This is a genomic window from Vagococcus fluvialis (assembly GCF_048815235.1).
In the GTDB taxonomy this organism is placed as follows: Bacteria; Bacillota; Bacilli; order Lactobacillales; family Vagococcaceae; genus Vagococcus.
On the sequence record NZ_JBMEAO010000007.1, the window covers coordinates 100792 to 116418 of the forward strand.

14 protein-coding genes are annotated in these 15627 nt (G+C 33.1%); 3 read left to right on the plus strand and 11 right to left on the minus strand.

Features of this window, described 5'->3' with window-relative positions; all coding sequences use genetic code 11:
• Positions 1-116 precede the first annotated feature (116 nt).
• The 8 genes from ACODH8_RS06235 to ACODH8_RS06270 form a co-directional block, all read right to left on the minus strand.
• Positions 117-1292, minus strand: a complete 1176-nt coding sequence (locus tag ACODH8_RS06235; protein WP_332466416.1) for a M20 family metallopeptidase — start codon at positions 1290-1292, stop codon at positions 117-119.
• An 18-nt stretch (positions 1293-1310) separates the two neighbouring features.
• Positions 1311-2177, minus strand: coding sequence for a transporter substrate-binding domain-containing protein (locus ACODH8_RS06240; RefSeq protein ID WP_332466417.1), 867 nt, complete (start codon positions 2175-2177; stop codon positions 1311-1313).
• 16 nt (positions 2178-2193) lie between these two features.
• Positions 2194-2928 carry an amino acid ABC transporter ATP-binding protein gene (locus tag ACODH8_RS06245; protein ID WP_332466418.1) on the minus strand — a complete coding sequence of 245 codons (735 nt, stop codon included), beginning with the start codon at positions 2926-2928 and terminating at the stop codon, positions 2194-2196.
• Positions 2921-3637, minus strand: a complete 717-nt coding sequence (locus tag ACODH8_RS06250; RefSeq protein ID WP_332466419.1) for an amino acid ABC transporter permease — start codon at positions 3635-3637, stop codon at positions 2921-2923. Before ACODH8_RS06250 ends, ACODH8_RS06245 begins: the two co-directional genes overlap by 8 nt.
• Positions 3638-3810: 173 nt before the next feature.
• Complete coding sequence (locus ACODH8_RS06255) at positions 3811-5559, minus strand: ABC transporter ATP-binding protein (RefSeq protein WP_332466420.1); 1749 nt, start codon at positions 5557-5559, stop codon at positions 3811-3813.
• Positions 5546-7288 carry an ABC transporter ATP-binding protein gene (locus ACODH8_RS06260; protein WP_332466422.1) on the minus strand — a complete coding sequence of 581 codons (1743 nt, stop codon included), beginning with the start codon at positions 7286-7288 and terminating at the stop codon, positions 5546-5548. Before ACODH8_RS06260 ends, ACODH8_RS06255 begins: the two co-directional genes overlap by 14 nt.
• 502 nt (positions 7289-7790) lie before the next feature.
• Positions 7791-8111 (minus strand): hypothetical protein, encoded by a 321-nt coding sequence (locus tag ACODH8_RS06265; protein ID WP_332466423.1) that lies wholly within the window; start codon positions 8109-8111, stop codon positions 7791-7793.
• Entirely contained in the window at positions 8092-8982 is an 891-nt protein-coding gene (locus ACODH8_RS06270; protein ID WP_332466424.1) for a MerR family transcriptional regulator, read from the minus strand. Before ACODH8_RS06270 ends, ACODH8_RS06265 begins: the two co-directional genes overlap by 20 nt.
• Before the next feature lie 107 nt (positions 8983-9089).
• Between ACODH8_RS06270 and ACODH8_RS06275 the strand changes: the two genes are divergently transcribed.
• On the plus strand, positions 9090-10112 hold the full coding sequence (locus ACODH8_RS06275; protein ID WP_420517639.1) for a dihydrodipicolinate reductase: 1023 nt from the start codon (positions 9090-9092) through the stop codon (positions 10110-10112).
• A gap of 66 nt (positions 10113-10178) precedes the next feature.
• Here the strand turns inward: ACODH8_RS06275 and ACODH8_RS06280 are convergent, their stop codons facing one another.
• Positions 10179-10700, minus strand: a complete 522-nt coding sequence (locus ACODH8_RS06280) for an N-acetyltransferase (RefSeq protein WP_332466426.1) — start codon at positions 10698-10700, stop codon at positions 10179-10181.
• Between the two features lie 139 nt (positions 10701-10839).
• Between ACODH8_RS06280 and ACODH8_RS06285 the strand changes: the two genes are divergently transcribed.
• Positions 10840-11325 carry a sigma-70 family RNA polymerase sigma factor gene (locus tag ACODH8_RS06285; RefSeq protein WP_332466427.1) on the plus strand — a complete coding sequence of 162 codons (486 nt, stop codon included), beginning with the start codon at positions 10840-10842 and terminating at the stop codon, positions 11323-11325.
• Positions 11315-12514: an anti sigma factor C-terminal domain-containing protein gene (locus ACODH8_RS06290; protein ID WP_332466428.1), complete on the plus strand. Its 1200-nt coding sequence runs from the start codon at positions 11315-11317 to the stop codon at positions 12512-12514. Before ACODH8_RS06285 ends, ACODH8_RS06290 begins: the two co-directional genes overlap by 11 nt.
• 54 nt (positions 12515-12568) lie before the next feature.
• Here the strand turns inward: ACODH8_RS06290 and ACODH8_RS06295 are convergent, their stop codons facing one another.
• Together ACODH8_RS06295 and ACODH8_RS06300 are read right to left on the minus strand one after the other, a co-directional pair.
• Entirely contained in the window at positions 12569-14299 is a 1731-nt protein-coding gene (locus ACODH8_RS06295; protein ID WP_332466429.1) for an ABC transporter permease/substrate binding protein, read from the minus strand.
• Entirely contained in the window at positions 14292-15503 is a 1212-nt protein-coding gene (locus ACODH8_RS06300) for a glycine betaine/L-proline ABC transporter ATP-binding protein (protein WP_332466430.1), read from the minus strand. Before ACODH8_RS06300 ends, ACODH8_RS06295 begins: the two co-directional genes overlap by 8 nt.
• Positions 15504-15627: the final 124 nt, after the last annotated feature.

A 15627-nucleotide genomic window follows, 5' to 3' on the forward strand; every position in this document is an offset into this window, starting at 1 on the left:
TATATAATCTCCTTCCAAAAAGTAAGTTTATATAAAGTATACCCGATTATAACTTCTATTCCCAATGAATTGCTTACTTAAAATTAGTGCTGTTACCATATTAAAGTAATAACTTTTTATTTATTTGATGCTTTAAATTCATCAAATTCTTTTTTCACTTCTTTTAATAATTTTGGATTTTCTAATAACTCTAAAATGGTTAAGGATAAACCCTGAGCTGCTTTGATCAATCCCATACGCCCTTCTTCTGAAATAGTTGCTTGAGCCATCTCTACAGTATGTCCACTAACTTCTTCTCCGCATATCTTAATATTCCCTTGAATCGTTGGACATCGATAACTCACTGCCCCAACATCTGTTGAACCACCTGCTATTTCTTCAACTGGCTGAATATCCGTTAGGCCAAGTTCTGTATATTTTTCGGTTAAAATATCAGCTAGTTTGTAATTAATCACGGTGTCTTCATAAGGACATTCGTAAACAGATGTCTTATAGGTAACATTATTTGCCTGACAAATAGCATCTACTGCTTTAATTGCTTTTTCAGTCACTTCTTTAGCATAACCCATAGTTGGTGCTCTAAAATAATATTCTAAAGAGGCATAAGCTGGGATAACATTAGCTGCCTCACCACCGTCTTTAATAACTCCGTGAATAAATGTGTTCTGATTAACAAATTGACGTAGTAAGTTAATTTGTAAATAACTCATTACAGCTGCGTCCAGAGCTGAAGCACCATTTTGTGGTTTACATGCATGAGCATTGGTTCCAAAAAATTCAAATTTAATTGGATTCAGAGCCGTTGAACGACCTCCCACACCATTTTTACTACCAGGGTGAACCATTAAGGCAACATCTACATCATCAAATACGCCAGCTTCTGACATGCTAACCTTTCCACCAAAGTTCTCCTCAGCTGGTGTTCCAACAACTAATAATTTACCACCAAACTCATTCATAATTTCTTTAACAGCTTCACCTGTTGCCACACCAATACCAGCAATCAAATTATGCCCGCAACCATGACCAACTTCTGGTAACGCATCGTATTCACACATAACCGCAATAGTTGGCCCTTTTTTACCTGTATCATACTCTCCTAAAAAGCCCGTAGGTACCACGTAACCAGATGTTGTTTCAAAACCAACTTTTTCTAAGTAATTAACTAACAGTGCCATAGTTTCAAACTCTTCATTTCCAATTTCCGGATTATCATACATAATCTGAACTAGTTCCATATATCCGTCAATATTCGCTTCTATTTTATTAAGTAAGGTTTCTTTATAAGTCATTCTTTTTCCTTCTTTCTTCTATTCAACTGCGTCGACTGACATTTTTTTATATTCTTCACGCCACTTATCAAATGTGCCATTATCTAGATTTTCTTTAATAACTTTATTAGCTATTTCAATTAATTCCTGATTGTCATTTTTTTTTGGAAAACCAATAACATTTTTTGAGTATTTATCAGCTGTATCTAAATCAAAACTTTCTTGAGGTAATATCTCTAAATCCGGAAAACTTTCAAGCATTGGTACTGCACTTGATGTTGAAACCGTTAAGGCTTCAACATCCCCTGAATTTAAAGCTAAAATTGCAGCATCCATTGTCCCATATTGCTTAATTTTTTTCTCATCTGTTAAAATTGTGGCTAACTCATACTGAATAGAAGCTGCTTGTGCACCAACAGTAACTTTTGCTAATTTTAACTCCTCTAAATCTTTATATTTTTTAGCATTGTCTTTTTTCATTAAAACGCCTTGAAAACCATCAGATACTTCTTGTTGATAACCTTCTGAAAAATCCATTACTTTACTTCTTTCATCTGTTCCTACAAAAGAAGCAATCCCTAGGTCAACACTGCCTGTCTGAATATTGGCTAATACCCCATTAAAATCAGTTGGCTTGATTTCTAATTTAACTCCTATTTCATCTGCAATTGCTTGGGCTAAGGCAACATCACTACCAACTATTTCTTTTTTTCCATCCTTTAAAACATAAAACTCTGCTGGTGGAAAATCAGGTGATGTTCCTAACACAAGTTTCCCTGCTTTTTTTATTTTTCCTAGTTGTCCTTCTTCTTGAGTGTTACTAGATGCTTTCCCACTCTTCCCACAAGCACTAAAAAGTATCAAACTTAGGGCACCAACTATCCCTATTGTCATTATTTTTTTCATCTGAACATCTCCTCTTTCAAAATGTAATTTGTTCTAAAAAGTCTTTCGTTCTTTTTTGTTGTGGCGTTTCAAAAAGGGCTACTGGTGTTCCTTCTTCAACAATGACTCCCTTATCAATAAATAAAATACGACTAGCAACTCGTTTGGCAAAATTCATTTCATGAGTAACAATGACAGTCGTTAAACCACTTTCTGCTAATTCTTGGATGACTAATAAAACTTCCTTTACCATCTCAGGATCAAGGGCCGACGTTGGTTCATCAAAAAGCATCACTTCAGGTTCCATGGCTAAACTTCTCGCGATGGCAACACGTTGTTTTTGTCCACCTGATAATTTGTTTGGGTACACATCTCTTTTATCTAAAAGTCCTACTTTTTTAAGTAACGCCTCAGCTTGCACTATTGCTTCTTCTTTGGATTTATTTTTAAGTTTCAAAGGAGCCAGTATAATATTTTCTAACACCGTCATATTCGGAAATAAATTAAAATGCTGAAACACCATACCGATTTCCTGTCTGATTTGATCCACATCAGCTTCTTTAGTACTTTTTTCAAGTAGTGACATCCCCTTAAATAAAACATCACCCTCGGTTGGCATCTCCATTAAATTCAGACATCTTAAGAAAGTAGACTTACCAGATCCTGATGGCCCTATAATCGCTACTGTTTCCCCTTTTTTGATTTCTGTTGATATTCCTTTTAATACAGCAAGTTCACCGTAACTTTTCTTTAAATCAATTGTCTCAATCATAAACACTTAACCTCTTTTCCAGTTGTTTCATCATTTTTGTTAAGCTGTACGTTAATAAAAAATAAATAATAGCAACAATAATTAATGGCTCAAAAATCGAATAGGTTGCCGCTTTTACAATGTTACTGGTATACATCACATCAAAAATCCCCACAACTGAAACAATAGATGATTCTTTAATCATGGCAATAAACTCATTTCCTAATCCTGGTAATACCACTCGAATAGCCTGTGGAATAATAATGGCTTTCATGGTTTCTTTACGACTTAATCCCAAAGAACGGCCTGCCTCCATTTGACCTTTATCAATCGACTCAAGACCACCACGAAGTAACTCACAAATATAAGCCCCTGAATTAATCGACAAAGCAACAACAGCAGTTAAAAACTCTCTCGTTCCATAAACGTCTCCTAAAAAAGGTAATTCAGGTAAAGTCAAACCAATCAACGGAAAACCATACAACCAAATATAAAGTTGAACTAATAAAGGTGTCCCACGAATAACTTGTGTATAAATATTCGCTATGGCTCTTAATCCTTTCTTTGGTGATTGTTGTAAAAATGTTGCTAAGAGGCCTATAAACGACCCTAAAAACACAGTTAGTAAAGACAAGACAATCGTTACAATTGCGCCATCTATAAAGGTTGGTATCCATTTAACCATCTTGCTAAAATCCATTACCATCCCTAAAAACATCAGATTATCCATGTAACTCCCCCTTTAAATAAATATTCAAATATTCACGTTAGAATGAATAATAATGCATATATACAAAAATAGCAATAGTTTTTTTATAAATATTCATAAAAAAGAATAACTCAACCAAAAAAAGGTTGTAACGTTAGCTTATAGCCTTACGTTACAACCTTTTATTTTTCTACCTAAGCTGATACCTTAGCTTGGAGTTTATACATCTCTGCATAGTAATTATCCATTGATAATAAACTTTCATGTGTTCCTTGTTCTTTAATCTCACCATTATCAAGAACTAAAATTTGATTCGCGTTTTGAATTGTCGATAAACGGTGAGCAATGATAAACGTTGTCCGACCTTCTTTTACCACTTCCATGGCATGTTGAATAATTTCTTCTGTTTCTGTATCAATATGAGAGGTTGCTTCATCCAAAATTAAGATTTTCGGATCACTTGCTAAAGTTCTAGCAAAAGCAATCAACTGTCTCTCACCTGACGAGAATGACTGACCTTTTTCAACTACTGGCTCATGAATACCTTTAGGTAGTTTAGCAATTAATTCTCTACCACCCACTTTTTCTAAAGCTTCTTCCACCATTTTATCCGTGATACGAGGATCATTCATACTGACGTTACTAGCCACCGTTCCACTAAATAAATAAGGTTCTTGAAGAACGATTCCCATATGATCACGAATACTTTCGCGACTATACTCAACAAGTGGCTGTCCATCAATCAATACTTGTCCTTTTTGAGGGTCATAGAATCTAAATAACAAGTTAATAATCGAGCTTTTACCAGAACCAGTATGTCCTACTAAACCAATCGTTTCGCCTTTTTTTGCTGAAAAATTAATTTGCTTCAACACAGGGATTTCTGGATTATAGCCAAATGAAACGTTATTAAATATAACATCTCCTTGTTTAAATTCGATTTTCTTATCAGAGTCAGCTTCTGGTGTTTCATCTAATAATTCAAAAACACGTTTACCACCTGATAATGCTTGCTGAATAGTCGACATCATACGAACTAAATTTAAAATTGGATCAAATAAATGATTAATATAATTAATAATCACGTAAATCGTTCCAATTGAAAAGCCTAACAACCCATCTACAAATTGAGTTCCTAAATACATTAAAACAGCAAACATCACTAAGTTTTTAATGAACGTTGAGAAGTCCCAAGATAAACTACCATCTAAACGAATCGCTTTAATTCGTGTATCTAGCCATTCTTTATTAGTTTCTTCAAATTCAGCTAACATGTTATCTTCTTGATGATAAAGTTGCACAATTGACACACCTTGAACAATCTCAGCTGTGTGACTGTTCAACTCACTCACGCTTTCACGCCATCTTTTATTAATAGGAGCTGCTAATTTTATATAAATCCACTGCCAGGTGGCAAAGAAAGGTAATAAAAATAACAGACCTGTTCCAATTTGAGGACTTACTAAAAATAATGCTATATAAATAGCAATAACGGTTAAGACGTTGATAATCACCATATTACTAAAGTTTAAATAAAAGTTAGTTCTTAACAACTCAACATCATTAACAATTCTAGCTGATATTTTTCCTGCTGGTTTATCATCGAAATAAGAAATAGGTAATCGCTGCATATGAGCAAAGGCCTCATCTCTTAGTTTTTTACTGACACCATTTGAGGCATAAGATAACAATAAGAAACTACCATAGCCACAAAGACTACTAAATAACGTGACTAACATAAACCAACCAAACTTTTGAAATAAGAAACTCATTTCAACTGGACTTTGAGAAGCCATTTGGTTTGAGACATAATCAATCATTTCTTTTCCAACTAAGGGAGCATAGATAGCCGTCATAGCAGAAACAAATGATAAGACAATACCAATAGCATATTTCAATGGCTCATATTTAAAATAAGTTAATAAACGATTAAATGTTTTCATTTTCCTTCACCTCCATTTGTTGTGTCATGTATTGATTGTAATACCAACCCTTATTATTTAATAATTCTATTGGTGTTCCCATCTCTGTAATAACACCATCTTCTAACACAATTACTTTGTCTGCTTCAGCTACAGCTGATAGTCTATGTGTCACGATGACGTTTGTTTTATCCTGACGAATCTCTCGGATATTATCAATAATGGCACGTTCTGTTTTAGCGTCAACTGCTGATAAAGAATCATCTAACACTAACAAATCAGGTTGTCTAATCAATGCTCGCGCAATAGATACCCTTTGCTTTTGTCCTCCAGAAATAGACACACCTTTTTCACCAATTAACGTCTCTAATCCTTCTGACATTCTATCAACATCTTTTGAAAAATCAGCTGATTCAATCGCTTCACTCATATCCATTTCAGTTGCTGTAAAGTTACCAAATCGAATGTTGTGACCAACTGTTTTAGAAAATAGAATATGCTCTTGTGGCACATAACCAATTAAACCTTCTAACCCTTTCACATCATAGTCTTGAATATTTAGACCATTAATTCGGATAGCACCGGTTTCTCCAACAGGATATTGACGTAATAATTGTTTAACTAATGTGGTTTTTCCACTACCAGTTTTACCAACAATTCCTAACGTTTCTCCTCGTTTTAACTCAAAATCAATTTTTTTAAGGGTCACTTGATCTCCAGTTGGGTATTTAAAGACATAATCTTTAAACTCAATTTGATTAATTTTTTCAACTGGTGTGTGTCCATTTTTTTCAAGAGTATCATCTGCATTTAGTAACTCTTCAATTTTTCTAAAGGACACATTTCCTTGTTGGTAAACAAGGACAATATCAGACAATCCCCAAACAGCACCACTTAGCATTCCTAAATAAATCTGAAAGGCAATTAATTGCCCTAAAGTCATTGACCCTTGACTCACTAAATAACCACTAAAAGTCAAACCAATTCCCATACTTAATCCTGTTAATAACTTAGCAATTTGACCAATAGCTCCATTATAAATAACAAGATTATTCGCTTTTTCTAATACTTGAGAGGTTCTTTTTTGAAACCTTTCTTGTTCTAGTTCTTTTTTACCATAAGCACGCATCACACGTACCCCATCAACCATTTCAAGAACTTCGTTACTTAATTTAGCTACTGTGTCGCGGTTATCCTCGTAAAGGACATCGATTTTAGCCCATAATTTAAATACAATAAAACCAAATAATATCAGTGGTAATACGCTCACTAATGATGCTTGCCAAGAAGTTGTAGCAATCATGATAGTTAGGACACTTATTGTCCAAGTCACATTTGAGACAATTAGCATAAAGCCGTAACCAATCGTGTCTCCTAAATAATCAATGTCACTTGTCATCCTTGTCATTAAATCTCCTGAACGGAATCGTTCATAAAAGGGTGTTCGCAAGTGTAATAACTTTTTATAGACTTGAGAACGTAGTGATGATTGGTAATGATATGACTGACCAAATAAGGTAATCACCCAAATCACGTCCACAATATAAATGCACACAATACTAATAAAAAAGACTAATAAATAATTGCCAATATTATCTTTTACTAGCGTATTAGCAACAATCGCATCAATAAATCGTTGAATCATTAAATTCGGTACGATTGCTAATGCAGATGATAATAACGCAAAAAAAGTAGCTATCCCGTAAGCAACAGGATGTTTTTTTATATAATTCCAAAACATTTTTAACATAAATTTTATTCCTCACCTTCTAAAACAAGAGCTATTTCTCTTGTTTGGTCGTAAAAAAGCGCACAAAAAAACCCATAAATTGTCGAATCCTACTGCTCCACAATTTACCGGTTGGTACATTTATTATTCAAAAGCATCAAATTTAGATACTAAGGGTATTTTTATCCACACAAAAAGACCTCTAAATTTTGACAGTTACCGAATAAGGAGTATGCTGATTCATTAATTTTCTATTCACATTTTTTTGATTGTTAAAGTTAATAGTTAACATGAGTCATTCTCCTTTCCTTCGTTTTGTTTTGTTCGCTTTTCACTTAACTTCTACAATTTACTATATAAAAATTAAATTGTAAAGGGTTTTATTCATTTTATTTTAATCATTAGTTAATATTAGACTATAAAATAACATATTTATTTCTCTTCATGTCATTTAATTATTCTATAAGTAAGATAATACAAATGACTTAGATAAAAAAACACTCTCATAAGAGAATGTTTTTATTTATTTTTTTAAAGCACTCAACATTTTTTCAACTAGAATAACTAATTCTTCATCAAGTAACTGTTCTGTTTTTTCATCTCTAATTAACATTTTTGTTGGAGAACTCCCCATATCAATAAATTTTATTGGTAACCAGTTATCCCCCTGTTTTTCAATTGTAATTTGTGGTGTCACTGTTGTTGTCCCACATCCATCAGGCTTTAAAAAGGCTAATTCTTTTCGGTTCTCGTCTACTTCTCTAATTCGGTAATATCCATCTGATAAATACTTTTTTTCTGGTCCAATTACTCTCATTAATGTTTCAAGTTGCTCTTTTTTCAAGTCTATCCCACCTTATCTTTTTTCTAACTGGCACTTGCATTCTAATAAACATATTTCGTTTGGCTTGATGTAATTTTGGGACTTCATAAATTATCTCACAAATATAATTTCCTGTAATTTCTAGTCCTTGTTTCTTAATTTTATCTCTGAATTCATGAATCATTTCTGCCTCTTTAGCAAAATCATCGCAATAAGCCACGGCATAGTAGCCACCTTTTAAACAATCTATCGCTTTTATTTGAGTAGTTTTATCTCTTTTTTTAGATGGATTTGAGAAAAAAACAAATAGCTCATCGGAATAAATACTTTCAGTATAAAACAAACTTCGATCCATCAAAGAACCTATCCGACTACACGACGGGACATTAGGATATTTTTCTGATAAAAATAATTTAAAATCTCTCAAATAATATTCATATTCTTCTGGTGTCATTTGATAAATATTTTTAGGAATTCTATACTTAATAATTGGCCTGTCAGGTAATTTAATTACTTGTAAGTCTCTAGAAGTTGTTTGATTTTCATAGATACTAGTAGCTTCCCTAAATAGTTCCATTTGAGAAATTTTTATTTGAATAGCTGAAGATTTTTTCTCTAATTCTACTTGTTGTTCCAATAATTTTTCTTGTAAAAAGTCTACATTATCTTGTTTTTCTAAAATATCTTTAATTTCAATCAATGAAAAATCCAAATCTTTTAAGAATAAAATCATATCCAAAATAGCTGATTGCATTAAATTATAATAACGATAGTTTGTTAATTCATCTATCTTTATTGGTTCAATCAAACCTATTTTTTCATAATAACGTAAGGTTTGAATACTAATATGATTTAATTTTGCAAATTCTCCAATCTTTATTAAGTCATTCATTTTATTATAGCTCCTTTCTTTTCAAGTACCCCTCTTGACTCTATAGTTACTATAGACATTATACTATAATTGTGAAAAACATAACAATGAGAAATGGAGAGATTTTCATGACAAGTAAAACAAAGGTAATTCAATTTGGTTGCGGTAAAATGGCAGAAACTATGATTAAGTATCTCGTTGATCATGGAGCAGAAGTTGTTGGAGCAATTGATAAGAATCCTGCTGTTATAGGAAAAGATATCGGTGATTTTGCAGGTTTAGGTTATAAAACAGGTGTTAAAATTTCTGACAATGCTGCTGAAGTATTTGAAAACTGTGATGCGGATGTAGCCATTATTACTATCTTTAGTTACATGCCTGAAATGTATGAATTTTTCGAGCTGGCTCTTAAAAATGGTGTTAATGTTATCACGACTTGTGAAGAAGCTATCTATCCTTGGAATACATCTCCAATGGAAACAAATAAACTAGATAAATTAGCAAAAGAAAACAACGTTACTATTACAGGTAGTGGTATGCAAGATATCTACTGGATTAATATGCCTAGCCTAATGGTTGCTGGAATGAATAACATCAGAAAAATCAAAGGAGCTGTTAGCTACAATGTTGAAGATTACGGGTTAGCTTTAGCTGAGGCGCATGGAGCTGGATACGACTTAAATAAATTCGAAAATGAAATTGCTCAGGCTGAAAGTTTACCTTCTTACATGTGGAATGCTGCTGAAGGTATTTGTAATAAAATGAACTGGACTATTAAAGAAATTTCACAAAAAAGTGTCCCATTTATTCTAGAAGAAGATATTTTTTCTGAAACACTTGGCCGCGTTATTCCTGCAGGGGATGCCACTGGTATGTCAGCTGTAACAACCATCAAAACTTATCAAGGGATTGAACTTGAAGTAGAATGTATTGGTAAAGTCTACAGAGACTCAGATGGGGATATGTGTGATTGGGAAATCACTGGTGAACCTGACATGATTTTCTCTTTAAGCAAACCAGATACTGTAGCTCATACTTGTGCTACAGTTGTGAACCGCATTCCAACTTTATTGAGCGCTCCTAGTGGTTTTGTAACAGCAGATCAATTAGAAACACCTAATTATCTAACTTATCCAATGCACTTAAACTAAATACAATTTACTCAAAATAAGAGGACGTTAGATAAGCTAAAACTTATTTAACGTCCTCTCATCATTTTAATCAAAGGCTTGATTATATTTTAAAGTTCCCTCACTATTCAGTAACTCATCTACACTTAGTTCTTTTATCATAAAGTACTTTTCTGGCACATCAAAAGGAGCTTTCACACTGTACTCACTTGCACTTTTATAACCGAAACGACCATAATACAATGGGTTACCTAAAATACTAATAAAGGCAATTTTGCCTGTTGTTAGCTGTTCTAACGCTTCAATCAACTTGCCACCGATTCCTTGTCCTTGTTTACCTGGGATAACTGATATGGGTGCTAAAACTAAACCTTCTTTGATTACATTTTTTTCCTTGTCTAAAATCCAAGTTGAACTTAGTAAAGCATGACCTACTATTTCTCCGTCTTCTAAATAAACTAATTCTAATTCCTCTGAATAGTCAGGCAGCTCTCTTACTTTTTTTACAATATCGACTTCACCATTATAGCCATGTTCACTTTGAGAAAATGCTTCAACAATTAACTCTTCTACTTTTTTATAATCTTCTTTTTTAACACTTCTAATCATTTTTACCGACCACCTTTTTTCTTCAAATCCCTAAAATAATGGTTTCATTATATCATAATACCTACTAAACTTAATTTATCTCAATTAAAGTGTAATCTTTTAATCACTCAAACGTATCTTTAGTGAAAGGAGGGAAAAGATGGAATCAACTGAATTAGAAAAACTTTATCAGCTCTATGCTAAAGAGCTCTTATTTTACGCTCTTTCTTTCACTAAAAATAAGTCTGATGCCGAAGAACTGGTAAGTGATGCTTTTTATCAGTTATCCATGCAGGAAACATTCCCTTCTCACATTAAATTTTGGCTATTTCATGTGGTAAAAAATAAGTTTATTGATCAAGAACGGAAGAAAAAAAGATGGTCCTTCTCTCCTCTTGATAACTTTACTTTAGTGAGCAATACCCAAACCGATACTCCCTTATTAATAAAAGAAAAACATCAAGCTCTTTATAATGGCATTGATCAACTAAAGTATCCTTATAAAGAGATTACCTTACTTTTTTATTTTCTTGAATGGCCAACCAAAGATATCGGTCACTACTTAGGGATTTCAGTGAATCAAGTCCGAGTTTACTTACACCGTAGTCGAAATCAATTAAAGGAGATGCTAGAAAATGAACTCTAATTTAAAAGAATTACTTCATAAATACAACAATCAAACTGCAACAGAAGAAGAAATAGAATTAATAAAAGAAAAAGTAGAAGAATTTAATTTATTACAAGAACAGGCTTTAAAAGACGAATCACCACTTAATCAATTAGAATTAGACTTTGAATCAGTAGATACAGATAAAATAAAAAAACAAGTTAATCGAAAAATAGGGAAATTAGTCCTATTAATTTTCACTTGCTTGATTGGTTTATTGTTAACTATTTTTCTTGTCATTACACCGTTAATGAATCATTTTTATTTTAATCCAAATGACAAACAAAAAAATGCTACTATTCCAGAATTTAACTTAGTTAGCGCTGTTTATACTGAATTAACACAACCTTATTTACGGTTAGCTTATGTTACTAGTGAAAACACAGGCCCTGGATCTTATCAAGTTGAAAAAGGTTACTCATCAGCTCTTTCAACAGCTCAATCTAATTTTTCTAATCCTAATTTCAACTATTCGATTAAACGAGGGAAAACCATTGTCACTAATGAACCTCCTCATAATGACACAGCACCTCTTCTAATACATTTTGAATCTTCTTCTGACGATTCTATGTACGAAGCTTTTAAAACTAAGCGTCTAGAAAAAATTCAAGCTTTACCTGATAGCAGTCTTTTAAATGTAGCTTTAAGTTTTAAAAAACCTTTAAGTATTAAAGATACCTTAACGTTCTTAGAATCTGAAACCTACCCTTCTGAATCTAATTATCGTCTGAATTGGTTAAGTGTTTCAAATACTGAGGATATTAGTTTAGGAATTGACTGGTTTGGGACATTCCAAATACTAGAGGATAAAATTGGGAGAAACGACCCATATCTGTTGTCTTTAAATAAAACTTATCCTAATTTATTCCCAGGAGCTCCTACGCATCAAGAAATTAATAATCAAAGTCAAGCTTTAGAAGACCACTTTTTATCCTCTTTAGCTTATGTTACTGATAATCAAGATCTTTTAGAAAAACAAGAAAGCTTTTATTCTCCAGAGTTACTTAAAAAGATTTTAACTGAGACAAAGGAAAATGGCGTCAAAATTAATGGCGTCTATCTTTCAGGAACCCCTAAAGCCATTAATAAATTTGCTTCAAAACCCGAAGTGGCTAACATTGATGTTCATAGTACTGAACTTTATAATGATAACTTTTCAGATGAATAATTAAAAAAGGAGGTTGATTTTTTAATCAACCTCTCTTTCATTCTCTGTTTTCTATTATTTTTTCCACTCAGCAACTTTATCCGGATTAGCTTCAATCCATTTTTGAGAAGCTTCTTGTGGCGTCATTCCAGCATTAATATCAAGCATAACTGATTCAATATCTTCTACTGTCCAGTTAAAATTATCTAATACTTGATAAGCTTCTGGCATATCATCTTTTAATCCTAAGCGAGCCATTGTATGAATTGATTCTGACTCACCCATTGTTTTTTTAGGGTCTTCTAAGTATTTTAAATCATATTTTGAAAACTTCCAGTGAGGTGACCAACCTGTTACAACAATTGGTTCTTTATTTTTAATCGCTTGGTCTAATGCAACAACCATTGCTCCTGATGAAGACGATTGAACTTCCCAACCTGACAAATTAGGATAAGATTTTACTGTATCTTCTGCAAGAGTCATTGTCCCTGCACCAGGTTCAATACCTGTGATTACTTGACCTGCTTCATCAGTTAAATCCTCAATACTATTAGCATCCATGTAACTTGGAACTACAAGACCTATCTTAGCACCTTTTAAATTAGGTCCTAAATCTTCAACAGATGATTCATATTGTTGAAGTTGGGGAGCATGAGTTTTAGGTAACCAAGCTGATACCATCGCATCAGATTCACCACTAACAATCGACTCCCACATAATGGCATTATCTAAAGGCGTTGTATTTACTTTATAACCCATTTGTCGTAAAACTTCTGCAACAACGTTTGTTGAAGCAACTTCTGAGTCCCACTCAACATAAGCTAAATTAACAGTTCCTTTACTATCGTCTTTACTAAATAAAGAGGCAATACCTAATCCACCAAAAATTAACAAACCAATTGATACAATACCAATCACTTTTCGTTTTTGATTAACACTATTTGTTTTTTTAGTTTTTAGTTGGTTAGGTTTGTTAATATTTTGAGTAAAACGGTCAACAATAATTGCTAAAATAACTAACGCTACACCGTTAACAAAACCATTACCAACTTGCGCTCTTTGTAGAGCCGATAAGACACCTCGACCTAAACCAGGTGCACCAATCATTGAAGCTGTAACAACCATTGATAGTGATAACATAGTTGTTTGGTTAACACCAGCTAAGATAGTACTTTTAGCTAGAGGTAATTCTAATTTAAATAATTTTTGCCAACCTGTTCCACCAAATGAGTCAGATGCCTCAACTAATTCTGTAGGCACTTGTCTAATTCCTAGATTTGTAAATCTAACTGTTGGAGGTAAAGCAAATATCACTGACGCAAAAACTCCTGGAACCATTCCAATTCCAAAGAAAGCAACAGCAGGAATTAAATAAACAAATCCTGGCATCGTCTGCATAAAGTCTAAAATAGGCGTAATAATTTTTTGAGCTGTTTCACTTTTTGCCATTAAAATTCCTAAAGGAACCCCAATTACTATAGAAACAACACTCGAAATTAATACTAAAGTTAAAGTACTCATTAAATCTGACCATAAACCTTGATTTAAAATAAAGAGTAACCCCACTAAAGAAAACGCAGGTAATCCCCATTTTCGATTCGAAATAAAATATGCGGCAATAGTTATTAAACCAATAAATAAAAGTGGTGGAATGACTAGTAAACCATTTGTGATTCCATCCATAATTGTCTGACCAATTACTTGAAAGAATGAGAATAAACCTGAGAATGTATTTGTCATCCAATCAGTTAGAGCTTCTACCCAATCTGCAATTGGTAATTGAGCCATTAATAGATAACTAGGCATTTACATTTTCCCCCTCATCTTCACTGATATCAGTAGATCCTGCTAAAGCTTCAATCACGCGTCCTCTAATAACAACTCCTAATAGACGGTCATTTTCAACAACGGCAAGAGGCATTGGTGAGTCGTAAATCACATTAAAAATGTCACTTACTAACATGTCTTTAGAAATTGGGTTAATTTCTTCAATCATTACCTCTTCTAACGTTAATCCACGCTTTCTTGCTCTATGGGCTTCATCAGCTGTAATATAACCTCTAAGCTGACGCTTTTTATCAACGGCAAGAAGCATACTAACTTCTTCTGTTTTCATTCTTTGTAATGCAACGTTTGGTCCATCTAATTCAATATTAGTTGTTAAAGCTGGAACCATAATATTGCTTGCTGTTAACACTTTAGAACGGTCAACATCTTCAACAAATTCTCTAACATAATCGTTAGCTGGATTTGTTAAAATTTCTTCCCCTGTACCAATCTGCATGATTTGCCCATCTTTCATTAAGGCAATTCGATCCCCAATACGCAAAGCTTCATTTAAATCATGAGTAATAAAGATAATTGTTTTTTGGACGTTGGCCTGTAAATCAATCAACTCATCTTGCATCTCTCTTCTGATTAATGGATCTAATGCTGAAAATGCCTCATCCATTAATAAGATTTCAGGGTCATTAGCTAAAGCTCTTGCTAGACCTACCCTTTGCTGCATCCCACCAGATAATTGACTAGGAAATTGATCTTTAAAAGCAATCAAACCTGAATTTTCTAATGCTTTTTCAGCTAATTTTGTTCTTTCTTCTTTTGGAACACCACGAACTTCTAAACCAAATTCAGTATTTTCTAAAATAGTACGATGTGGAAAGAGACCAAAGTTTTGAAACACCATACTCATTTTCAAACGTCTCACTTCTCTTAACTCATCTTTATCCATTTTAGATACATCTTTTCCATCAATATATATATCACCTGAAGTTGGCTCAATTAAACGATTAATTAATCGAATTAATGTTGACTTACCACTTCCAGATAATCCCATAATAACGAAAATTTCACCTTCGTTAACATCAAAATTGGCATCATAAACACCAACTGTTGCACCTGTTTTTTCAACTATTTCTGTTTTAGGACGGCCTTCTTGTACCATTTTTAAAGCGGCCTGACTTCTTTTCCCAAAAACTTTGGTTAGGTGTTTGACTTGTACTTTTACCATGTCATTCGCTCCTTTTTTTGTAAACTCTTTTTATTTTCTGAAAAAAATAAGTGACCATACTACCGTAACACGGTGTGGTCACTTTGTCAAAGCTTTGATTTCACAAAAAAAGAATGCATCTCTG